Genomic DNA, 22,400 nt, shown 5'->3' with positions numbered 1-22,400 from the left:
CCCCTGAACATTTAGAAGAGACTTTGATGCTGAATCCTTTGAATCAGCATCAAAACCCGACTGATTCTTAACTCGTTTGTCCCAGAGCATAGCAATCCCAGAGTATTGCGGCATAACACGTCTCTGGACAATTATTTGCCAGTGCTTTTGCTAAATTAGCAAATCACCAATAACTACAGGTATGGCAAATTTACTTGTGAAGAGCTAATGCGATGAGTAGCATCGCACTAGCAAAGTATTGGTTTAGGTGCGCACTAAGTGCTGTTACGTTAAATCCCGACCCCTTTAGCAAGTAAAACAAAACAAATCAGTCCGATCCAACTCCACACACCTAATGCATTGACCCACATAAACACTTTGAATTTTAAAGAGTCAGTGGTGGCTCGTTTACGAATAAATGGATATTTCACCCAATAATGGAACAACCTTTTATTGATGTAAGCAGAAATCATACACATCCTGTTCGCATGTAATTTATCCACATTCTTAGACAGTTGATGATCAATGAAAACTATTCGCTGAGGATCTCCTAAAGAAACCATAGCGCTCATGACAACTCCAGGAATCGACCAAACTACAGCGTAAGCTCCAAAAATTGCGGCAGGTATCATAATAAAAAACTCCCACCAAACAGCATTTGACATAATTATTCCGTAAGCCATTCATATACAAAGTAAGCACCATCACCAGCAGACTTCCCTGCCGTTGAGCCAGCTATACCACCAACAGCTCCCCCCACCACAAATGAGCCTACCGCAGCAATTGCGAGTACGGGGGCAGAAGTGATACCGACAACACCTAGAACAAGTAACACACCAGAAGTCATAGCACTACCACCTACACTCCCTCCATACCATCCGCCAATAAATCCACCAACTTCACGGGTCGTTGTCTTTCCGCATTCGCCAGAGCCGTCTACTTTGCAAGCATCATAAATGCTGCTAACGCCACTCGCAACACCAAGACCAAGGCCGATATAACCTAACCCTCTCGCCGCAGAAATTCCGATAGCAATATTCGCGGTTCGCTTTCCAAGGCATGGCACAAAACCTGATTTCAATATTTCATCCGCGTGATGGATCACCGATTTACTGGAGAGCTTTAAATTACGCTTAACCTGACGATAAGCTGGGATTTCAACACTTCGCTTAGAGAGCATCGCAAACGAGCCGTCCAACTTTTGAAATAAGGTCGCTCGCTCTGCGATAAACGAACCGTAATTCATTCCACCGGTTCGACTTGCCATAGCCACTTGTGACGCATACAAATCATTGATCTCTAAAACAACATTTTGGATGTTCGTTAAGTTCTGCTCAACAATCATAGCCGTAGCCCCAACGCCAGTAGAAACCTGAGCATAATAATCACTCGGTAATCCATCCTCTCTTATGCGTTTTTCTAGCTGATAGGAAAACAAATCAAAGTGACGATGTAATGTCGCTACCTCTTCATTTTTCAGTTTCGCCAGCTCAGTACTCGCGGCTTGAGCCTCCCCTTTTAAATCCTTGAGAGCTTGCTTATCCTTCTCCTCAACAGGCCGCATTGTAGGTAGCACTACAATCTCTCCCTGCCTCACATAAGAATTTAAATGTCGATTCTGACCTTTAATGAAATTGATCGTTTTCTGAGAAGTCTCAGGGGTAAAGAGCTCATCCCACATCAAATCTAGTTGCCCTGTTTCTTCAACCTGACACCAACCCAGCATAAACACATTCTCTAAAGAGACTTCGGACTCTGTGGAATCCGAGGACGGCGTAGCAGGGTTATTAGGAACTGACTCGGCGGGCGAAGAAGGCGTTTCTTGTTTGCTCTTCTCTAAAGCATCTTTTTGGGCTTGCTTTTGTTCTCTCATCTCAAGAGTTTTTGGAGCAAGAACAGGGCTATTCATCATTTTTTTTTGTAAATCGGACAATGAATCAAACATAGAAACCGCTTGGTCATACGAAGTATCGGTATGTGACCAGTACATGGATTTTGAAGATGGGAAAGGGTATTTGTCAGACATCTAACACCTCATTATTATATTTGGTAATGAGCATACCAATAATTTCAGGTGTTTATTACTCCCAGCAAAACGTTCGGGACAATTAACTGCTTTAAATGACACTTTGACCAGTCAAAGGCTCATAGTGGAAAGTCCGTAACGAAGAACGGCTCCCAATCGGGAGCCGTTTTTGTATCTAGATCTGGTTCGTACTATTCCTATTATGGTTAATGTGCGAGTTTGCCATCAGAAACAGCCCTCAGACCACCTCAAACGCTCTTAGCGAAGATTTTAAACACTTGAGCCGCCATACGCCTTGTAAGTTTGTGACGCATTAAGATCGGTTTGTAGAGCAAAAGTCATCGAGTTGCTTTGAACTAAGAATTGCACTCTGATACCCAGTTTACGTTCTTTTTGAGTTTAGGTATCAGATTAGTTCTATTAGGCCAAAAGCCACTCGACTGTGAATGCAGACTTTTTGGCGAAACCAATTTAGGGGCAAAAGTGAGTCAGAAAATTCCGAGTGCTTAAATGAGTCTAACTTATAGAATTGTAGCTAAATAAAATACCGAAATAGACTGAAATACGAGTCGATTGGTTTTTGAATTGCTCTAACATGCTGTTTTTATGTTTGGTTTTGTAGAATTCCAAATCCGCGTGTTGGGAGTTCGAATCTCTCCACCCCTGCCATATTTAAGGCTCTAGCAGAAATGCTAGAGCCTTTTTATTTTCTGAATCTAATATATGCCATTAGCAGAGCAGCGGATTCCCCGACTTACCAAACAGCGCGTGCTGTAGTCTAAACCTCTACTCCTGCCATATTTAAAGTCTCAGCAGAAATTCTGGAGCCTTTTTTATTAGCTTCGACTTATAATAGTTTTACCTAATTCTTCTAATTTGGATATGTTGATATTCGAACCTTAACGCCTCCGTAATAGTTTGAAGATCTAGTCGAAGAGGGAGGTCTTTTGGCTTTCTATGTGTGATATTTAAGCTGTCATTTCTTGCATTGTCTGATATTTGACCTTAGAAAGGTAAGTGCTCACTTACCCCAGCTTCTTTTATGAACAATCCGCACTTCTTTATGAGAATTATTCTCAATATTTTGTTACATTTTGGTCGTTATTACTAAAAGGCAACAAATATGGATATTTCCCGTCGTAAGTTTATTCAATCATCTCTCGCTATATCTGCACTAACTGTTTTGTCTGCTTGTTCTATGAAGCAGTCTGTTGATGGGCAAGGTAAGTATGTTTATGACTTAACTGCTGAACCTTCAACTGCTGAGTTAGTCGCGGGATTTGATACCAATGTTTTAGCTTTTAATGGACAGATCCCAGCTCCGACGATTCGATGTCGACAGGGTGAAAAGGTCACAATTCGTTTTACGAATAAGCTATCAGAGCCGACGACTATCCATTGGCATGGCTTAAGAATTCCTATCGAAATGGACGGTGTTCCCTTCTTAAGTCAGCCACCGATCATGCCAGGTGAAACATTCATTTATGAGTTTACGCCGCCAGATGCTGGCACATTTTGGTATCACCCACATATGAATAGCGTTAAACAACTTGGTATGGGTTTAGTTGGCCTTATTATCGTAGAAGAGAGCACTCCCGTGCAGTTTGACGAAGAACACGCATTGATGCTTAAACATTGGCATATCGACAAGCAAGGTCAATGGAAAGACTTAATGATTCCTCGACTCAGTGCTCGTATGGGTACTCCAGGAGAGTGGAGCAGCGTCAATGGTGTTCATGAACCTGTATACCAATTAAAGCAGCACGCAACGACTCGACTGCGTATTGCGAATGTCGATAATACGATCACTTATCCTATTGCTATCGAAGGGGCTGAGGCATGGGTGATTGCCATTGATGGTAACCCTGTGAAAACGCCTTATAAACTTACTCAACATAAAATTGGTCCGGGTATGCGTGTTGATATCGGACTGGTCGCTCCTAAAGCTGGTGAGCGAGTTAACGTTCTCCAAATGAAGGGGCGTTTCCCATTTTCTTTGTGTGAATTTGAAGTCGTAGATTCAGCATTTACTCAAGAGCGAGTGTTGCCATTATTACCATTGAATCCAGTACCTAACCTAGATCTTGCTAATGCTGAAGAGATCGATTTCGTGTTCGAGTGGGAGGGGGCGGTTTCACCTGTATCTAAAGATGGTAAATCGATGCCTAAATTTTGGCTTACTAATAAACGAGCGTGGGAGGGGATGAGCAAAGACAATATCCCTGAGCCGTTGGCGACTTTAGAGCTAGGTAAGACTTACATATTCGATCTTAAGAACGTCACTCAATATCATCACCCGATTCATATTCATGGTCATACATTCACTGTATTGGAACTTGATGGTAAAAAAATTGAAGAACCTTTCCATACCGATACTGTGTTACTTGGAAAGAATGGTCGAGCTAAAGCTGCATTTGTTGCCGACAACCCAGGACGTTGGATGTATCACTGTCATGTTATAGAACACATGAAAACGGGTTTAATGGGATATATCGAAGTTAAGTGACACCTGTAACGTTTAATATTTGCGCATGCATTCTTAGTTTCTACCCTCGCTTTTATCGGCGTTAAAGCTAGAATATAGGGATTATTGTTTGGGAGGATTCATGGGTCAGTTATCTATTTTAGGTTTTATTGCCATTGGTGGTGCATTTGGTGCTTGTTCGCGCTATTTGATTTCAGAGTTATGTGTGGTGATGCTAGGGCGTGGTTTTCCTTATGGTACGATAACCGTTAACGTGATTGGCTCTTTAATTATGGGCTTACTCATCGCAGCGTTTGAGAATGAGATGGTTGCGACAGAACCATGGAGACAAATTATCGGTCTTGGTTTCCTTGGAGCACTGACTACATTTTCTACATTTTCGATGGATAACGTGCTTCTCATGCAGCAGGGTGCTTTCTTTAAGATGGGACTCAATGTGTTACTCAACGTGGTTCTCAGCATCTCAGCAGCATGGATCGGCTTCCAACTTTTGATAAAGTCTTAAAACTTTCTTACGATTTGTTAACAACTCGGCTTGGTTTATCCAAGCCGTTTTTATATACTCGATCGAACTTGTCGGAGTGCCATATGGCTGAGACCGTTAACTCGGGATCCGTTGAACCTGATCAGGCTAATACCTGCGAAGGGAACAAGAGTAGATATCTAACTAGAATCCCTCTAGAGATCTATCTCCAGATCACAACTGTATTTCTTACCGTGATCCCTCTTGTAGCATCTAATCCGTCAAGCATTTTTATCCCTATAAATAATGGCTAAAAGCCAAGGAAAAATGCTATGTCGAGTCGTAAACAAGCAAGACTGGAAGCGAAGAATTTCATCGATTCTTTATCCGTACAACCTTATCCAAATTCAAAAAAAGCTTATATCCAAGGATCTCGAGAAGATATTCAAGTCCCTGTACGAGAAATATCACTCGCTGATAGCCTTGTCGGTGGTAGCAAAAAAGAGCCTGTATTCGAACCTAATGTACCCATTCAAGTTTACGATACCTCAGGTGTTTATACTGACCCGACACATCAAATAGACCTGTATAGTGGCCTTCCTAAGTTGCGTGAGCAATGGATTGATGAGCGTGGTGATACGGAACTGTTAGACGATGTAAGCTCTGTTTACACTAAAGAACGTTTAGAAGATGAAACTCTAGACGACCTTCGTTACGGCAACCTACCTAGAATTCGTCGCGCGACTGGCGATCAATGTGTTACTCAGCTGCACTATGCTCGTCAGGGGATTATCACTCCTGAGATGGAGTACATTGCTATACGTGAGAACATGGGACGTCAGAAGTTTGCTGATGAGCAGCTTAACCACCAACATCCTGGCCATAACTTTGGCGCAAACCTGCCGAAAGAAATTACTCCTGAGTTCGTGTGTAAAGAGGTTGCTGAAGGTCGAGCTATTATCCCTTCAAACATCAACCACCCAGAATCAGAACCGATGATTATTGGTCGTAACTTCTTAGTGAAGGTGAACGCTAATATCGGCAACTCTTCAGTAAGCTCTTCGATTGAAGAAGAAGTTGAGAAGTTAGTATGGTCGACCCGTTGGGGTGGCGATACCGTGATGGACCTTTCCACAGGGCGTAATATTCACGAGACTCGTGAGTGGATCCTGCGTAATAGCCCAGTACCAATCGGTACGGTTCCTATGTATCAAGCCCTTGAAAAAGTGAATGGCGTTGCGGAAGATCTTAACTGGGAAGTGATGCGCGATACTTTGATTGAACAAGCCGAGCAGGGTGTTGATTACTTCACTATCCACGCTGGTTTGTTGCTTCGCTACGTTCCTATGACGGCTAAACGTGTGACCGGCATTGTTTCTCGTGGTGGTTCTATTATCGCGAAATGGTGTCTTGCTCATCACCAAGAAAGTTTCCTCTATACTCACTTCCGCGAGATCTGTGAGATCTGTGCGAAGTACGATGTTGCTCTGTCATTAGGTGACGGTTTACGCCCAGGCTCAATTGCAGATGCCAATGATGAGGCCCAATTCTCGGAGTTACGTACTCTAGGTGAGTTGACTAAAGTGGCTTGGGAATACGACGTTCAGGTGATCATTGAAGGCCCTGGACATGTGCCAATGCACCTAATTAAAGAGAACATGGACGAGCAGTTAGAACACTGCCATGAAGCGCCTTTTTATACTTTAGGCCCATTGACGACAGATATTGCCCCTGGTTACGACCATATTACCTCTGGTATTGGGGCGGCCATGATTGGTTGGTACGGCTGTGCGATGCTCTGTTATGTCACACCTAAAGAGCATTTAGGTCTACCAAATAAAGAAGATGTGAAGACCGGCCTGATTACATACAAGCTTGCTGCACACGCTGCTGACCTTGCGAAAGGGCACCCAGGCGCACAAATCCGAGATAATGCATTATCTAAAGCACGTTTTGAATTCCGTTGGGAAGACCAATTTAATCTAGCTTTAGACCCTGAAACAGCCCGTTCTTTCCATGATGAAACTCTGCCACAAGAATCCGGTAAGGTTGCTCACTTCTGCTCAATGTGTGGACCTAAATTCTGCTCGATGAAGATCTCTCAGGAAGTCCGAGAGTATGCGAAAGATACAGAACAAGTAGCCGCGGATCAGGCTATCGAGATTAAGATGCTAGATAACCCGTTGGAAGGGATGCGTCAGAAATCACAAGAGTTCCGTGATACTGGGTCTGAACTTTACCACCCTGCAGTAGGTGCAAAAGAAGCTCAATTAGAGGAATAATGACAGTGAAGATACTCATCCCATCTCAAAATATTGAGTTAACGGGAGAGGTGCAGAACTGTCTATTGGTTGCTAAGCGACAAGGCTTGGCAACCGATGCAGTTGAGTTGGGTGTAAGCCCAACTCAATACTTCTCTATCGTTGACACTCAGCATGCGTTATCTATTGGCTTCGCTCATGATGTTGATTCATTGGCGAAGTGTCAGTTGGCGGAACTGAACCATGTTGTTGATTACAGTAATTCAGTCGCGCTAATTGACGTTTGTGATGCCTTTACACAAACTCCGAATACCATCTATATCGGTGTCTCAGATGATTCAGCTGTGTTAGATATCTGGTCACACTTATATGCTAATCGTGCTATCAAGAGTGACACTACAGCACATCAGGAGTTAGATAATCACGGCCACTTTGCCTGGTTACTTACTTTGTTGGCGTTGGAGTTCCCATTAGAAGACGCATTGGTTTTAGCTCGCGCATCGTCCAATGTTTCACGTGGAACATGGCCAGCACATTACCAAAACTTTCCAATTCCAATTTTGGAAGATGAGCGACTGGATATTAGTGTCGGTTGGGCGCACCAAGGAACATCACTTTCGTTCCCTGAATTGAGCAAGAGTAGCCTAGGGCTATACCCTGTGGTTGATGATGTTGAGTGGATCGAAAGGTTGCTCAAGCTTGGAATCAACACTGTTCAACTACGTATTAAAAACCCTCTGCAAGCGGACTTAGAACAACAAGTTGCGCGATCAATCGAGCTTGGTCGAGAGCATAACGCTCAGGTTTTTATCAATGATTATTGGCAGCTTGCACTCAAGCATGACGCGTTTGGTGTTCATTTGGGGCAAGAGGATATTGAAGAATCAAACCTCTCACAGTTGAGCCAAGCAGGTATTAAGATCGGTCTCTCGACTCATGGCTATTACGAGTTGCTACGCATTGTTCAAATCAACCCAAGCTATATTGCGCTAGGGCATATCTTCCCAACAACAACTAAACAGATGCCATCGAAACCTCAGGGTTTAGTTCGTTTATCTCTGTATCAACAGCTGATTGATACTATCCCATACACAGAACAACTCATCGGTTATCCGACGGTTGCTATTGGCGGTATTGACCAATCGACAGCTGAGCAGGTGTGGGAGTGTGGGGTATCGAGTTTGGCGGTGGTACGTGCGATTACATTGGCTGAAGACCCACAGAAAGTGATCGAATTTTTCGAACAACTCATGGCACCTAAATCTCCAACTCTTAAGGAAGAGGTTATGCAGGAGCCTAGCTATGCTGAGTGACTTTGAATTCATTCGTTATCAACGACAAATTGCGTTACCTGAAGTGGGTGAGCAAGGGCAACGCAACCTACTAAATAGTCATGTGTTGATAATCGGTTGTGGTGGCTTAGGTAATGCTGCGGCTCTTTACCTGGCTGCTTCTGGTGTTGGAAAGATCGTGCTGGTCGATGATGATTGTGTCGATTCATCGAACCTGCAACGACAGGTCGCGTTCAGGGAAAATCAGTTAGGTTCGCCTAAGGTTGAAGCGTTGAAGCAACAACTGAGTGAGCTCAATGGTCGCAGCCAAGTAAGAACCATCAATCAACGAATGAGTGAAAGTCAGCTTGAGCTTGAAGTGATGCTAGCTGACTTAGTGTTGGATTGTACTGACAACTTCGAGTCACGCCAGCAGGTTAACCAAGCATGTTTCAGCGCGAAGACCCCTTTGATTTCTGGTTCTGCAATTGGCTGGAAAGGCCAATTTATTGTATTTGATTATCAGAATCAGAAAGGGTGCTATCACTGCTTGTTCCCGTTCAGACATCATCCACAAACGACTCGTTGTAGCGATAGCGGCATCATAGGCCCAGTTGTTGGCACCATAGGTAACCTTCAAGCTTTGGCTGCTATTCAACGTCTAACTCGTGGTGAGTTTCAGGTCGCAACACATCAACTCAAACTGTTCGATGGCCAGACGATGAATTGGCAAAACCTTATGGTCACTCAAGATAGTGAATGTCCTGTGTGCAGCGCGTCTGTAGTTAAGCATTTAGAAGAAGAAATCCAATGAGCCATATAACGATCTCGATAAACGAACAATCAGAACAAGTAGCACACTCGTCGTCTCTAGCGGACATTATCCAAGTTCTAGCATTACCTGATCTAGGTTGTGTGTTTGCAATCAATAATGCGGTTGTCCCGCGTAGCCAGTGGCAACAAACAGTCGTTAATGAAGGCGACGCTATATCTCTTTTCCAAGCCATTGCAGGAGGCTAACCATGTTAACTATCGCTGATAAGACGTTTCAATCTCGACTCTTCACTGGAACGGGTAAGTTCGCCAATAAGCAATTGATGGCGAGTGCTATCGAGGCTTCAGGTTCGCAATTGGCAACTATGGCGCTTAAGAGAGTTGATATTCGCTCTGAGCAAGACGACATTTTACAACCCATCATTGATGCTGGCGTGAACTTGCTACCGAATACCTCTGGGGCGAAGAGTGCAAAAGATGCCGTCTTTGCTGCGCATTTGGCTCGTGAAGCGCTAGGCACAAACTGGCTTAAACTGGAAATTCACCCAGATCCAAAGTACTTGATGCCGGACCCAATTGAAACGCTTAAAGCTGCTGAGCAACTGGTCAAAGATGGCTTTGTTGTGTTGCCTTATTGCCATGCCGACCCTGTTTTGTGTAAGCGTTTGGAAGAGGTAGGTTGTGCGGCAGTTATGCCGTTGGGTGCGCCTATTGGTTCAAATAAGGGTATTGCGTCTGCAGACTTCTTAGAGATCATTATCGACCAAGCGAATGTCCCTGTGATTGTTGATGCGGGCATTGGCGCGCCATCACATGCTGCACGTGCAATGGAAATGGGCGCAGACGCAGTGTTAGTGAATACCGCAATTGCTGCTTCTCAACAGCCGGTTGAAATGGCAATTGCGTTTAAGTTGGCAGTTGAAGCGGGGCGTATGGCTTACCTTGCTGGACTTGCAGGAAAAGTATCTCACGCGGTTGCTTCAAGCCCGTTAACTTCATTCCTAGACGAGTAGCAGTGCTATGACGTTTGTTGATCGATTTAAACAGCTCAACTGGGATGACATTGGTATGTCTATCTTCAGTAAAACGGCAGCGGATGTTGAACGTGCTCTGAGTAAACCCAAACGTGACTTAGAAGACTTTAAGGCTCTGATCTCTCCGGCGGCAGAACCTTACTTAGAGCAGATGGCACAACAATCGTTGGCGCTAACTCGTAAGCGATTTGGCAATACGATGTCGCTTTATATTCCTTTGTACCTCTCAAATTTATGCGCGAATGCGTGCACGTATTGTGGTTTCTCAATGGAGAACCGCATTAAGCGTCGAACACTTACTTTGGATGAAATTGATGCCGAAAGTGCGGCCATCAAAAAGATGAAGTTCGATAGCGTTTTGTTGGTCACCGGTGAACATGAAACTAAGGTCGGGATGAATTACTTTCGACAGGTGTTGCCGAATATCAAAAAGCAATTCAACTACCTCGCGATGGAAGTGCAGCCGCTTGACCAACAAGATTACGCAGAACTTAAAACGCTCGGTTTAGATGCGGTGATGGTTTATCAAGAGACCTATCAACCAAGGACCTACGCTGAGCATCATCTACGTGGTAATAAAATGGATTTTGAATATCGTCTTGAAACCCCTGATCGCTTGGCAAAGGCGGGGATCGATAAGATAGGGATTGGTGCCTTGATTGGTTTGGAAGATTGGCGAACCGACTGCTTTTTTGTTGCTGCTCACTTAGATTACCTAGAGCGCACTTATTGGCAGACTCGCTATTCAATTTCATTCCCGCGTCTTCGTCCGTGCGAGGGTGGTTTGCAGCCTAAGTCTGTTATGAGTGATAAGCAGTTGGTGCAACTTATCTGCGCATATCGACTATTAAACCCTGAGGTGGAGTTGTCTCTTTCGACTCGTGAGTCTGCAACGTTCCGCGATAACGTGTTGCCATTAGGTATCACTAGCATGTCTGCCGCATCAAAAACTCAACCGGGCGGTTATGCTTCGAGTGAGGAAGAGCTTGAGCAGTTTGAGATAAGTGATGAACGAAGTGCGGCTGATGTTGAGGCTATGATTCGTCAAAGAGGCTTCGACCCGGTATGGCGAGATTGGCATAGCGCTTACTCAGGCTAACTAATACCAATCTAAATAAGTATCTGGACATTCTTGCTAGTTAAAATCGCTGATAGCATCGTTATAGATTTTGTAGGTAGGCCAACTAGCTAGCTGCAATCTATGCCTTGCTCTAAGCGATTTTTCCTGCGCAATTATCTGATCACCTACTTATCCAGTTTGGTATAACATCTTGGCTGATGTTCCACGTGAAACATCAATGATGTGAAATCGACAAACAAAAACGGCTACCTAAGGGTAGCCGTTTTAATATCAAACTGAGCTAACTAGCTTGGGTTCAGTTACCTGCCTAGCAAGTCATTAAGCGTGAGCAAGTGGTGTTGTTGATTGGCGTAGCCATTCCAAAGTATCACCTTCAACTAATGGGCTAACATCGTTCCATACTTTCTGATGGTAATCGTTTAGCCATGCAAGCTCAGGTCGTGTCAGTAGATCGACGTTGATGTTGCGCTTATCAATAGGGCAACGTGTTAGCGATTCAAACGTTAGTACTGAGAAGTCACCTTGAGTAGGAAGCTCAACGACCAATTCTAGGTTCTCGATACGGATACCAAACTCATCAGCACGGTAGTAACCCGGCTCGTTTGATAACACCATGCCTTCAACAAGAGGTACGTCGATAAGCTTCTTAGAGATGCTTTGTGGGCCTTCATGAACACTTAGGAAGTGACCAACACCGTGACCAGTACCATGATCGTAATCGAAGCCTTCTGCCCATAAGTGTTGACGCGCTAAGATATCCAGCTGGAAACCACGAGTGCCTTGTGGGAAGCGAGCTCGTGCGATGCCGATGTGACCTTTAAGCGCTAACGTGAACTGCTGAATCATTTCGTCACTTGGTTGGCCAATCGCGATAGTACGAGTGATGTCGGTTGTGCCATCTAAGTACTGACCGCCTGAATCGACTAGGTACAGAGTATTCAGTTCTAGCTGACCAGGTTCAGGTTGGTTCTCGTGGTTGTAGTGACACATTGCAGCGTTGCCACCTGCTGCTGAAATTGTGTCAAAACTTAAGTCCATCAGCGTTGGGTCTTGCTCACGGAACGATTTTACTTTGTCAGCTAATACCGCTTCGTTGTGTAGGTTACCTTGCGCGACTTCTGCATCAATCCAAGACAAGAACTTGGCCATCGCAACGCCATCTCGAATGTGACACGCTTTCATGCCGGCAATCTCAGTTGCGTTTTTAGCAGCTTTTGGCATTAGGCATGGGTCTGCTGCTTCAATGATGTGAGCGCCAGCGTTTTGTAGAACAAGCGTGTACCAAGCATTGCTCGTGCCTGAATCGACAGATACATTGTTACCTTCTAGAGACTGAAGGCGTGCTTCAAGCTCTGATGGGTGAGAAACTCGAATACCATTACCAACGTGTGCTTCAAAGCCTGCTGGGATGCGTGCTGGGTCTAGGAAGAAATCGACGCTTTCATCAGCGTGAATGATTGCATTAGACAGTACAACAGGTAGGCGAGATACGTCTAAACCACGAATGTTAAGCAACCAACAGATAGAATCGAGTTCGGTAAGGATAGCGGCGTCCGCACCTTTTGCTTTTAGTAAGCCAGCAATCTCAGCACGCTTGCTCTCGCTTGATTGACCAACGGCGTTTGTTGCCATTAGGCGAACATCAGACACGACAGGTTCAGGACGATCAGACCAAAGCTCATCTATTGGGTTTATTGATAGCGTTGTTAGCTCAACTTTCTCTGCTAGTTTAGCTTGGGCACCTTTCAACCAAGCTGCAGTGTGCATGCGTGGGTCGAAGGCAACCTTGCTGCCTTGTGCTAGAGAGCTGATGACCCAATCTAAAGCCGGCTCTTCAATAAGGTGGCGATACTCAAATAACTCTGCTGGTACCTGCTTACGAACCTGAACCGTGTAGCGACCATCAACAGAAATAGCAGCGTTCTCTCGAGTGATAACTGCCGCACCAGCAGAGCCAGTGAAACCTGTTAACCAGTGAAGTCGCTCGTTATGAGCTGGAACGTATTCACCTAAATATTCGTCTTCGTGTGGAATGATAACGGCATCTAGGTTGTTTGTTTCAAGCCAAGCTCGAACCGCAGCAACGCGTTCAGCAGTGATATTGTGCATCTGTGTTTATCCTTATTGTTAGGGTCCTTGTTAACACTCACAGTAGATATACATATGAGGGGACTTATTAGGTCAATAAGCTAGCGCTTTTGTTCGTTTGCTGCAAACGCTGTACGCCATTTTTATCTAAGATGCAGAGTTTTTTCTTTGATGATATCTCGCAACCAAGTTAGCGCTGGGTCATTTTCTCTATCACGGTGCCAAAACAGAGTGTATGCCATCGGTGGGAATTCCATTGGCAAAGGAACAACCACTAAGTCGAGCTGCTTAGCGACGAGGTAAGTAAAGTGGCTTGGTGCGGTAAACACAAAGTCGGTGTAAGTACACAGGCTTGCGGCGCTATTGAAGTCTGGAACAGAAATAGCGATATCACGTTGATGGCCAAGATCAGCCAGTTTGTAGTCGAGCAGCCAGCGGTCGTTACCATCACACCTTACTTGTACATGACGCTGCGCAAGGTAGGTTTCCAGATCCCATTTACCACTCAGAGCAGGGTGGTTGCGTCTTAGTACACACATCTGTGCATCGCGGTAGATCTCTTGTTCGCAAATGTCGTCTGGCGGCAGCATAGTTAAACGCGCATCGTTGATGTCGATGTCTTTGCCAGTGAGTCCGATATCTAGTTCGCCAAGCTGCAGCTTCTTAAAGGTTTGTTCGGTCCACGCGTGGGTGTTGATATTGACCTTAGGCGCTTGTCGAAATATCGCCGGTAAGAAGTGCGGAAGAATCAGCGGGTAAACACTCTCAACGGCAGCAATGTGAAAGCTATGGTCGCTGTTGTTGGGAATGAAAGTTTCCGGTTGGGTAAGCACATCAAGTTGATTGATCAGCGTTTCTAATCGAGGCTTGAGGAACACAGCTTTCGGTGTCGGTCTTAGGCCATGAGCACTTCGTGTAAAAAGGGGGTCATTAAATTGTTCACGAAGCTTGGCTAGCGACTTACTCACAGCCGATTGGCTCAAGCATAATCTATGTGCGGTACGAGTGACACTCAGCTCTTCCATCAGCACCTGCAAGCAAACTAGTAGATTGAGGTCGAGGCGTGATAGTTTCTCGATATTCATGTGAGTTTCCTATTTGGAATAATGCTAATGAGTATATGCCATTTTTGTTCATATCTTTAGTTGGTTATTATGCACCTAAATTAACTCATTCGGAGAATCTTGTGCCTTCTAACGCGCTTCCAACCCCTAGTAAACTGCAGGTTGCTTTATTGGCAATGCTGGTTCTATTTAGCCCTCTGGCTATAGATATTTATCTTCCAGCTCTGCCACAAATTTCAACAGCGTTTCACGTGGAACACGCACTAGCACAAGATACGATTACTTGGTTTTTATTCGCCATGGGTGTCGGGCAATTATTTGCAGGCCCTTTGGCTGATAAGTTAGGACGTCGAACCGTTGCATTGGGAGGTGTTAGTATCTATGCATTGAGTGCTTGCTTGGCGTGGGCAGCTCAATCGATTGATATGATGCTAATAGCTCGGCTGCTACAAGGCTTAGGAGCTTGTGCGACTTCTGTAGCAGCCTTTGCGACGGTTCGCGATCTATTTGGCCCGGAAAAAAGTGGCCGCATGATCAGTTACCTCAATGGTGCAATTTGCTTTATTCCTGCACTAGCTCCGATTCTGGGTGCTTGGTTAACTCAACAGTTTGGCTGGCGCTCGAACTTTAGCTTTATGGCTGTGTTCGCTGTCGTGGTTGGCACCATTCTGTTTTTCCAAATGAAAGAGTCTAATCCGGCGACAGAAAAGGTCGCGGTGTTCAAACTTGAGCGTTACTGGTCGGTATTGAAAACACCATCGTTCATCTTCCACGCGACATTGTGCTTAATGGCGATGGCAGTAATCCTTGCTTACGTTACCTCTGCACCTGTTGTGCTGATGGAAAACCTAGGTTTGACGATGAATGAGTTTACGTTCTGGTTTGGTATTAACGCGGTTATCAACATCACGGCTGCATTCACTGCGCCGAAGTTTATGGATCGTTTTGGTACTTACAAAGCATTGGTTGTCGGTATTTCAACGCTTGGCTTAGCGGGTGTGGTTATGCTGGTGCTTGCTGAGCATGCTAGCGCGATCGCGTTCATGTTGCCGATTTTCCTATCTTCAGTTGGCTTCGCTTGGATTCTTGGTGCCGCAGCCGGTAAGGCACTTGAACCTTTTGGTGACCGTGCGGGTACCGCAGCTGCGTTGCTTGGATTGTTCCAAATGAGCGGTTCTGGACTGCTTGTTGGTACGATGCAACGTCTTGATTTAACGTCTCAAGTGATGATTGCGCTGCAAATGTTCCTTATTGTTCCTGCATTGTTAGTGCTTGCGAGCAAAGCGGGTAAGTCATGGCACACGACGTTTGCTAAGGCATAAGTCTCAAGGGTGACAAAATATACAAATGGCGGTTTGCGAAACGTTAAAACATGGTATATTTGTCACTCATTGAAACGTTAGTCCCCAACGGAAAATACTGTAATGTCATTAACAACCTACGAAATGGCGCGCATCTTAGAACAAATGGAAGATGCACCTGAAAAGGTCATGTTTGGTAAATTGCTTAAAGAGCTAGGAAACCAAAGTGAAGAGCGTATTCGCAGTGCGGCAAAACAAGTTCCAATTGATACTTTGCGAGATATCATTTACCAATTTCAACGCGTGGTTGAATCTCGTAAAGGTGAACAAGTTCAGCTACTAGCAAAAGAGCTAGCCGAGCAAGGTATCTCTGCTGAAGAGCTACAAGCTTTTCTAAACAAGTAGTTTATTCCAGATAAAAAGAAACCACTCAATTGAGTGGTTTTTTGCGTTTTGGACCTATGTAAATTTAGAGGCTATGGAAAAGAGCTTTAGCTTTTGAACTGCGCTTTTAAGATTCTATCCAATGAAAATGGTCCTGCTCCCCATACCACGACGATAAGAATCATTAATCCCCAAAGCTGATGATCATAGAAGCCTTGCGCCCACAATACAGGGTATGACACGACGGCCATGATATTGAAAACGAACAGCACTGCAGCCATTGGTCGGGTTAACAAGCCAAGCGCTAAGAATACCGGCAGAATCAATTCAGCTGCGGTACCCATGTAAGCGGCCAATTCCCAAGGCAAAAGAGGCACTTGGTATTCCAATTCAAACAAGTAAAGGGTGCTATCCCAAGTGGCTATCTTGGTGAGTCCTGAATTAAAGAAGACCCACGCCACCCATAGGCGACAAAACAGAAGTAGTACGGGAACAAAAAGTGCCTGTGATTTCTCAATCAAACTGTCGTATTGATCCATCATGTTCGTGACTGTGTTGTTATCCATATTATGTCTCCAATTCGGCATTGATTGAAAAGCCTGAGATGACGTTAAGTGCCATGACAGTATTCAGATGTTGTAGTAGTAAAGGGTCTATCGCTGAGAGCGTTTGACCCGATTGAAATTCGGTTAATAGTTGGTGGCTTTCTTGCGTCAAACGATGGCTCTCAATCTGTGAGTTTTCCGCTCGGATTAACACCCCAAATTCAGGTTGGTTGATGTCTAACCCATCGAGTTGTTGCTGATAGATAGCCTGCTCAAGCGCGATAATCGTATAGCTAGAATTAATTAGCGTTATTGAATCTTTGAGATGAAAGACTAAAGCGCCTTGTTGTTCTTGCGGTACATCAGCTAAACGAGAAAGAGGACGTTGGTCGACATGTGATTCTGAAACACATCTCACCAAGCTATCTTTTTGCCATTCATACAAAGCTACTTCAGCGAGATAAGGTGCAGCCTCGATAACAGCAGGAAAGGCTTGGATAGTTTGTTCAAAGTGTTCACCGTAACCACTGACGTCACCAGAGGTTGATGGATAACTTAAGACATGTTGACGAGCCATTTGTTGGAAGCACTCTTCACCAACCAACATTTCAGTCAGTGGATACGTAGCAGCCAGTACTTCACTCAAGCTAATCACAAAGTTATTTCGGTAGATCTGGATGCGCTGTTCATCGGTAAAGTGGTCGCTCACTATGTCGCAGTGCTCACCATTGTTTTGGTAGCGTAACGCGTTCGCAAACTCTGATTGCACATTAGCTAAAGAGTGGCTCATGATGCGCGACTCCTTTGGTTGAACTTGTCGTGTTGATACAAAATATCACTGGCTTTGGCCGCTTCAGCCAATAAAATTTGTGGCTCTGGGATATCTAAATCCCACTCTATCAAGGTATGGCGCAAACCATGTTGTGCAATCCAGTCAGTGTAGAGTTGCCATACTTCGTCACAGACAGGCTTGCTGTGGGTGTCTATCCAGATCTCACCTTGTTCGAGTTTCTTTTTGGTAAAACCTGCCAAGTGAATCTCTTCCACTTTGTCTGCTGGTATTCCATTGAGATACTCTTCGCAGCTGAAACCGTGATTAAAAGATGAGACAAAAATATTATTGAAATCGAGCAGTAGGCGACACTCGGTACGCTTTTGTACCTCGGCTAAAAATTCCCACTCTGGGATGGTTGAATGTTTGAAGGCAAGGTAGCTCGATGGATTTTCAATCAGCATAGGGCGTTGCAGGCCGTCTTGAACCTCGATGACATTGCGGCAGAAGACTTCTAACGCCTCTTCGGTATAAGGCAGCGGTAACAAGTCATTGAAGTAGTGACCGCCGGTCTGACTCCAGCTGAGGTGGTCAGAAACCAAGAACGGCTCGATATCATCAATGAGATCTTTTAACTGCAGTAAGTGATTTGGGTTGATGCGCTCAACAGAACCTAGAGACAACCCAACACCGTGACAACTTATGTTGTGGGCGTGACGAATTTCTCTCAGTTGTTGACGTTGCGGTGATTTCGCTAAAAAGTAGTTCTCGCTGTGCACCTCTAACCAACTCACTAAGGCTGGGTTTTGGCTAAAGAAGTCCAAGTGCGGTGTTCTAAGGCCAACCCCTGCGTTGGGATGAAGAGTTTGAGTCACAACGATTCTCCTAATGGAAAGTGGAGGTGAGCTGAATGTCAGCTCACCATACTAAGCAGCTCAATTATGATGATTGAGTGTTACCACCTGATAATTTGCCACACAGCCCTTTAGGTACGACTACGAATGCATCGGATTGGTTGTCTTCTTTGGCTGTACCCGCACATGAACTTGTTTTGGTTGCACAATCATTTTGGCCAGCTTTTGCAACGCCGTAGCATTTCTCTTTTGCTGCTGCTTCCGCAGGTGCTGATGTAAGAACTGCACCGCCGAACGCTAGTACACTTGTGATTGCAGCTGTAACAGCAAGATTAGAATTTTTCATAGTCATTCCCTCTAGGACTTAATAGTATTTTATATCGCAGGTTAATGGATTGTTAACTTGCTTACTAAAAAGGATAGGAAGAACCAGGAAATAATTTCACGACATTATAAGAAATATCAATATTAATGATGCATTAGCTATTAAGTTGCTGATTATATGATGTTATTTTTTGACTGTTTTTTCTTCTTATTATCCTAAACGCAGCCTAGTGTTTAGGTTATAATCAGCTTTTATGTATAAATACCCAGTAGTGAGCATATCCAATGATAGATCCTTCGCTTTTACTCGATGGCCTAAACGATAAACAACGTGAGGCGGTCGCAGCACCTTTAGAAAACCTACTTATTCTGGCAGGTGCTGGCAGTGGTAAAACGCGAGTGTTGGTGCATCGCATCGCTTGGCTGCAAAGCGTAGAGCAAGCATCGCCGTTCTCTATCATGTCGGTTACCTTCACCAACAAAGCGGCAGCAGAGATGCGTGGTCGTATTGAAGAGTTGATGATGGGTAGCTCGTCAGGCATGTGGAACGGTACCTTCCACGGTATTTGTCATCGCATCCTTCGTGCTCACTACCTCGATGCAAAACTGCCAGAAGATTTCCAGATCATTGATTCAGATGATCAGATTCGTTTGCTACGTCGTTTAATCAAGGCGCAAAACCTTGATGAAAAGCAGTGGCCTGCTAAGCAAGCTTCTTGGTGGATCAATGGCAAGAAAGACGAGGGATTACGCCCAAATCACATCGACGCCTACCATGATCCAATAACTCAAACGTGGTTAAAAATTTACTCTGCTTACCAAGAAGCATGTGATCGTGCTGGCTTGGTCGACTTTGCGGAAATCTTGTTGAGATCGCATGAACTATTGCGCGATAAGAAACACATCCGAGAGCACTACCAAGCTCGCTTCAAGCATATCCTTGTCGACGAATTTCAAGATACCAACAACATCCAATATGCTTGGCTGCGTATGATGGCAGGCCCAGATTGTCGCGTGATGATCGTAGGCGATGATGACCAATCTATCTATGGTTGGCGTGGCGCGAAGATCGAAAATATTCAGAAGTTCTTGGATGAATTCCCAGGCGCTTCAACGGTTCGACTCGAACAAAACTACCGTTCAACCAAAACCATTCTGCAGGCGTCGAACGAGCTTATCTCGAACAACACCGAACGTATGGGTAAAGAGCTGTGGACCGATGGCAACGATGGCGAGCCAATCTCAGTTTACTCGGCTTATAACGAGTTAGATGAAGCGCGTTTCACGGTCAGCAAAATCAAAGAGTGGCAAGAGAAAGGCGGTGCGCTAGAAGATACCGCGATGCTTTATCGTAACAATGCCCAATCTCGTGTGCTTGAAGAAGCTTTGATTCAAGGTGGTCTACCTTACCGAATCTATGGCGGCATGCGATTCTTCGAGCGTCAAGAAATCAGAGATGCCTTGAGCTACCTGCGCTTAATGAGTAACCGCAGCAATGATGCGGCATTCGAACGTGTCGTCAATACGCCAACGCGTGGTTTGGGTGATAAAACGTTAGAAACGATTCGTCTTGCGGCGCGTGACCGTGGTGCAACCATGTGGCAAGCCAGTATTGCTCTGATAGAAGAGCAAGTGCTTCCAGGTCGTGCTGCGGGTGCTTTGAGCCGCTTTATTGAACTTATCAATGCACTTGAAGATGACACCATAGAACTGAGACTTCATGAGCAAACCGACCACGTGATCAAATCGTCGGGCTTGTTTGCGATGTACGAGCAAGAGAAAGGCGAGAAGTCGAAGGCTCGTATTGAGAACTTGGAAGAATTGGTAACGGCAACGCGTCAGTTTGAAAAACCAGAAGAAGCGGATGAAATGAGCATGCTAACAGCGTTCTTAACTCATGCGGCTTTGGAAGCGGGTGAAGGTCAGGCTGATGAGTTTGATGATGCGGTTCAGCTCATGACTTTGCACAGTGCCAAAGGCCTAGAGTTCCCAATGGTATTCATGGTTGGCGTTGAAGAAGGCATGTTCCCAAGCCAGATGTCGGCAGAAGAAGCGGGGCGTTTAGAAGAAGAGCGTCGCTTGTGTTATGTAGGCATGACTCGTGCGATGGAGAAGCTTTACATCACTTATGCAGAAATGCGTCGTTTGTACGGTCAGGACAAATACCATAAGCCATCGCGCTTTATTCGTGAGTTGCCAGAGACCTGTCTGGATGAAGTACGTATGAAAGCGCAAGTGAGTCGTCCTGCTAGCAGTGGCCGCTTTAGCCAAACCGCCGTGAAAGAGAACTTTAACGAAACAGGATTTAGTTTGGGTTCTCGCGTTAAGCACCCTAAGTTTGGTGAAGGCACTATCATCAACTTCGAGGGAAGTGGCCCGCAGAGCCGAGTTCAAGTCGCGTTTAACGGTGAAGGCATCAAGTGGTTAGTAACGGCTTATGCTCGTTTAGAACAGTTGTAATCTGCTACTTCAGCATGTAGAAAACAGTTCGATATCTGAAACTATTCAGCATTGAAAAGTAATCCGTATAAAAAACAGAAAGAGCAGCCAATGGCTGCTCTTTTTTTATTGCTCGGTACTGTGCTGGATAGGCTGAATCGAGCTTAAGGCATTTCTGCCTAGGAAGGAGACTTACAGTACTGCAAGTGCCGCTTCGTAGTTTGGTTCTTCAGTGATCTCTGCAACCAACTCGCTGTGTGTTACCACACCTTTTTCATCAACAACGACAACGGCACGTGTTGTTAGGCCTGATAGTGGGCCTTCAGCAATCGCTACGCCGTAGTCTGATGCGAATGCAGGAGAACGGAAAGTTGAGGCGTGTTGAACGCCTTCAATGCCTTCTAGTTCGCAGAAGCGACCCGCAGCAAACGGTAGGTCAGCAGAAATACAAACAACAACCGTGTTCTCAAGCTCTGCCGCTTTTGCGTTGAACGTGCGTACGCTCGTCGCACAAGTTGCTGTGTCGATACTTGGGAAGATGTTTAGAACCACTTTCTTGCCTTCAAGAGAAGCAAGAGTCAGTTCAGAAAGGTCGCCTGCAGTCAGTGCAAAGCTTGGTGCTTGTTCGCCAGTTTGTGGGAATGTGCCTGTTAGTGGTACAGCAGCGCCTTTGAAGGTAACGTGTGACATGAATTTGTCCTTAGTTTAATTATGGTTATGAAACTAGTTGAGCCTAGTAAGACTTACGTTACGCGGAAGTGGTTAAGAAGTGAATGCTTTAAATGTCAGAATTGTAATTAAAGGTCTTTGATTTATTTGTTTGAGAGAGGAATAAGTGAAACGACAGATAAAGAAAAACCCCGAGAGCTTGCGCTCATCGGGGTCTATAGTCTTACTCGCAGCAATCCGGCTACTAAGTGTGCTCCATGCATCAAATCCATGATAGTGTGCTGTTATCCTTCAGCGTATTCCTTTCGTCGCCTTCCTAGCGGTGTCCTTGATCTTATCCTGATCTGCCAACAATCCTCGTTAGCGCGCGTCACTTGTTCCTTGAGCGGTGTCCTTTACATCATCCTGATGTTCAGTCCTTTCCTCGTCCAGAGGTGTCCATTGTCTTTCCTTAGTAGCAACCATCCTAGCTACTATTGCGTCCATTCAATGTCCATTTCGCTATCCATGCCGATTATTCATCCTGAGTAATCGAATCTTCATCCTGAAGATAACCAAATCCTTGGCGTTTCCTGTTCCGTGTCAG

General features: G+C 45.0%; 20 protein-coding genes and 1 riboswitch. Of the genes, 11 read left to right on the top strand and 9 right to left on the bottom strand.

Annotated features, from left to right (window positions below; all coding sequences use genetic code 11):
* Positions 1–269 precede the first annotated feature (269 nt).
* Together ACED28_RS18660 and ACED28_RS18655 are read right to left on the bottom strand one after the other, a co-directional pair.
* Positions 270–644: a hypothetical protein gene (locus tag ACED28_RS18660; RefSeq protein ID WP_102557418.1), complete on the bottom strand. Its 375-nt coding sequence runs from the start codon at positions 642–644 to the stop codon at positions 270–272.
* Positions 645–646: 2 nt separating this feature from the next.
* Complete coding sequence (locus ACED28_RS18655; RefSeq protein ID WP_102557419.1) at positions 647–2,005, bottom strand: hypothetical protein; 1,359 nt, start codon at positions 2,003–2,005, stop codon at positions 647–649.
* Between the two features lie 1,123 nt (positions 2,006–3,128).
* On the opposite strand from ACED28_RS18655, the gene ACED28_RS18650 reads away from it, so the two are divergent.
* From ACED28_RS18650 to thiH, 8 genes are all read left to right on the top strand, one after another.
* On the top strand, positions 3,129–4,511 hold the full coding sequence (locus ACED28_RS18650) for a multicopper oxidase family protein (protein ID WP_371710446.1): 1,383 nt from the start codon (positions 3,129–3,131) through the stop codon (positions 4,509–4,511).
* A 100-nt stretch (positions 4,512–4,611) separates the two neighbouring features.
* On the top strand, positions 4,612–4,995 hold the full coding sequence (crcB, locus tag ACED28_RS18645) for a fluoride efflux transporter CrcB (protein ID WP_371710445.1): 384 nt from the start codon (positions 4,612–4,614) through the stop codon (positions 4,993–4,995).
* A 62-nt stretch (positions 4,996–5,057) separates the two neighbouring features.
* A riboswitch (TPP riboswitch) is annotated at positions 5,058–5,156 on the top strand.
* Positions 5,157–5,285: 129 nt separating this feature from the next.
* Positions 5,286–7,235 carry a phosphomethylpyrimidine synthase ThiC gene (gene thiC / locus ACED28_RS18640; RefSeq protein WP_371710444.1) on the top strand — a complete coding sequence of 650 codons (1,950 nt, stop codon included), beginning with the start codon at positions 5,286–5,288 and terminating at the stop codon, positions 7,233–7,235.
* Positions 7,235–8,527: a thiamine phosphate synthase gene (locus ACED28_RS18635; RefSeq protein WP_371710443.1), complete on the top strand. Its 1,293-nt coding sequence runs from the start codon at positions 7,235–7,237 to the stop codon at positions 8,525–8,527. The genes thiC and ACED28_RS18635 overlap by 1 nt, the downstream gene beginning before the upstream one ends.
* Positions 8,517–9,299 carry a HesA/MoeB/ThiF family protein gene (locus ACED28_RS18630; RefSeq protein WP_139685944.1) on the top strand — a complete coding sequence of 261 codons (783 nt, stop codon included), beginning with the start codon at positions 8,517–8,519 and terminating at the stop codon, positions 9,297–9,299. Before ACED28_RS18635 ends, ACED28_RS18630 begins: the two co-directional genes overlap by 11 nt.
* Positions 9,296–9,505, top strand: a complete 210-nt coding sequence (gene thiS / locus ACED28_RS18625; RefSeq protein WP_010440653.1) for a sulfur carrier protein ThiS — start codon at positions 9,296–9,298, stop codon at positions 9,503–9,505. Before ACED28_RS18630 ends, thiS begins: the two co-directional genes overlap by 4 nt.
* 2 nt (positions 9,506–9,507) lie before the next feature.
* Positions 9,508–10,272: a thiazole synthase gene (locus ACED28_RS18620; protein WP_102249483.1), complete on the top strand. Its 765-nt coding sequence runs from the start codon at positions 9,508–9,510 to the stop codon at positions 10,270–10,272.
* A 7-nt stretch (positions 10,273–10,279) separates the two neighbouring features.
* A complete protein-coding gene (gene thiH / locus ACED28_RS18615) occupies positions 10,280–11,392 on the top strand; it encodes a 2-iminoacetate synthase ThiH (RefSeq protein ID WP_371710442.1) in 1,113 nt (370 codons plus the stop codon).
* A 300-nt stretch (positions 11,393–11,692) separates the two neighbouring features.
* Here the strand turns inward: thiH and ACED28_RS18610 are convergent, their stop codons facing one another.
* Together ACED28_RS18610 and ACED28_RS18605 are read right to left on the bottom strand one after the other, a co-directional pair.
* On the bottom strand, positions 11,693–13,483 hold the full coding sequence (locus ACED28_RS18610; protein WP_371710441.1) for an aminopeptidase P family protein: 1,791 nt from the start codon (positions 13,481–13,483) through the stop codon (positions 11,693–11,695).
* 122 nt (positions 13,484–13,605) lie between these two features.
* Complete coding sequence (locus tag ACED28_RS18605; protein WP_012605070.1) at positions 13,606–14,547, bottom strand: LysR family transcriptional regulator; 942 nt, start codon at positions 14,545–14,547, stop codon at positions 13,606–13,608.
* A 101-nt stretch (positions 14,548–14,648) separates the two neighbouring features.
* On the opposite strand from ACED28_RS18605, the gene ACED28_RS18600 reads away from it, so the two are divergent.
* Together ACED28_RS18600 and ACED28_RS18595 are read left to right on the top strand one after the other, a co-directional pair.
* Positions 14,649–15,848 (top strand): multidrug effflux MFS transporter, encoded by a 1,200-nt coding sequence (locus ACED28_RS18600; protein WP_029222012.1) that lies wholly within the window; start codon positions 14,649–14,651, stop codon positions 15,846–15,848.
* A gap of 102 nt (positions 15,849–15,950) precedes the next feature.
* Positions 15,951–16,232 carry a hypothetical protein gene (locus ACED28_RS18595; protein ID WP_004736654.1) on the top strand — a complete coding sequence of 94 codons (282 nt, stop codon included), beginning with the start codon at positions 15,951–15,953 and terminating at the stop codon, positions 16,230–16,232.
* A gap of 86 nt (positions 16,233–16,318) precedes the next feature.
* On the opposite strand, the gene ACED28_RS18590 is transcribed toward ACED28_RS18595, so the two are convergent.
* The 4 genes from ACED28_RS18590 to ACED28_RS18575 all read right to left on the bottom strand — a co-directional run bounded on the left by ACED28_RS18590 (position 16,319) and on the right by ACED28_RS18575 (position 18,728).
* A complete protein-coding gene (locus ACED28_RS18590; protein ID WP_215921327.1) occupies positions 16,319–16,777 on the bottom strand; it encodes a DoxX family protein in 459 nt (152 codons plus the stop codon).
* 1 nt (position 16,778) lies between these two features.
* Entirely contained in the window at positions 16,779–17,546 is a 768-nt protein-coding gene (locus ACED28_RS18585; protein WP_371710440.1) for a DNA-binding domain-containing protein, read from the bottom strand.
* Positions 17,543–18,403 carry a DUF692 domain-containing protein gene (locus tag ACED28_RS18580; RefSeq protein ID WP_371710439.1) on the bottom strand — a complete coding sequence of 287 codons (861 nt, stop codon included), beginning with the start codon at positions 18,401–18,403 and terminating at the stop codon, positions 17,543–17,545. Before ACED28_RS18580 ends, ACED28_RS18585 begins: the two co-directional genes overlap by 4 nt.
* A gap of 64 nt (positions 18,404–18,467) precedes the next feature.
* Complete coding sequence (locus ACED28_RS18575) at positions 18,468–18,728, bottom strand: DUF2282 domain-containing protein (RefSeq protein ID WP_004736650.1); 261 nt, start codon at positions 18,726–18,728, stop codon at positions 18,468–18,470.
* Positions 18,729–18,991: 263 nt separating this feature from the next.
* Here ACED28_RS18575 and uvrD point away from each other — a divergent pair, with 263 nt between their 5' ends.
* Complete coding sequence (gene uvrD / locus ACED28_RS18570) at positions 18,992–21,166, top strand: DNA helicase II (protein ID WP_017077758.1); 2,175 nt, start codon at positions 18,992–18,994, stop codon at positions 21,164–21,166.
* Between the two features lie 171 nt (positions 21,167–21,337).
* Here uvrD and tpx read toward each other — a convergent pair whose 3' ends face one another.
* Positions 21,338–21,835: a thiol peroxidase gene (tpx, locus tag ACED28_RS18565; protein ID WP_017090712.1), complete on the bottom strand. Its 498-nt coding sequence runs from the start codon at positions 21,833–21,835 to the stop codon at positions 21,338–21,340.
* Positions 21,836–22,400: the final 565 nt, after the last annotated feature.

This window comes from Vibrio sp. 1F253 (genome assembly GCF_041439295.1).
In the GTDB taxonomy this organism is placed as follows: Bacteria; Pseudomonadota; Gammaproteobacteria; order Enterobacterales; family Vibrionaceae; genus Vibrio; species Vibrio tasmaniensis_A.
The sequence above is the reverse complement of the archived record's forward strand: the minus strand, read 5'-3'. Positions and strand labels throughout refer to the sequence as shown.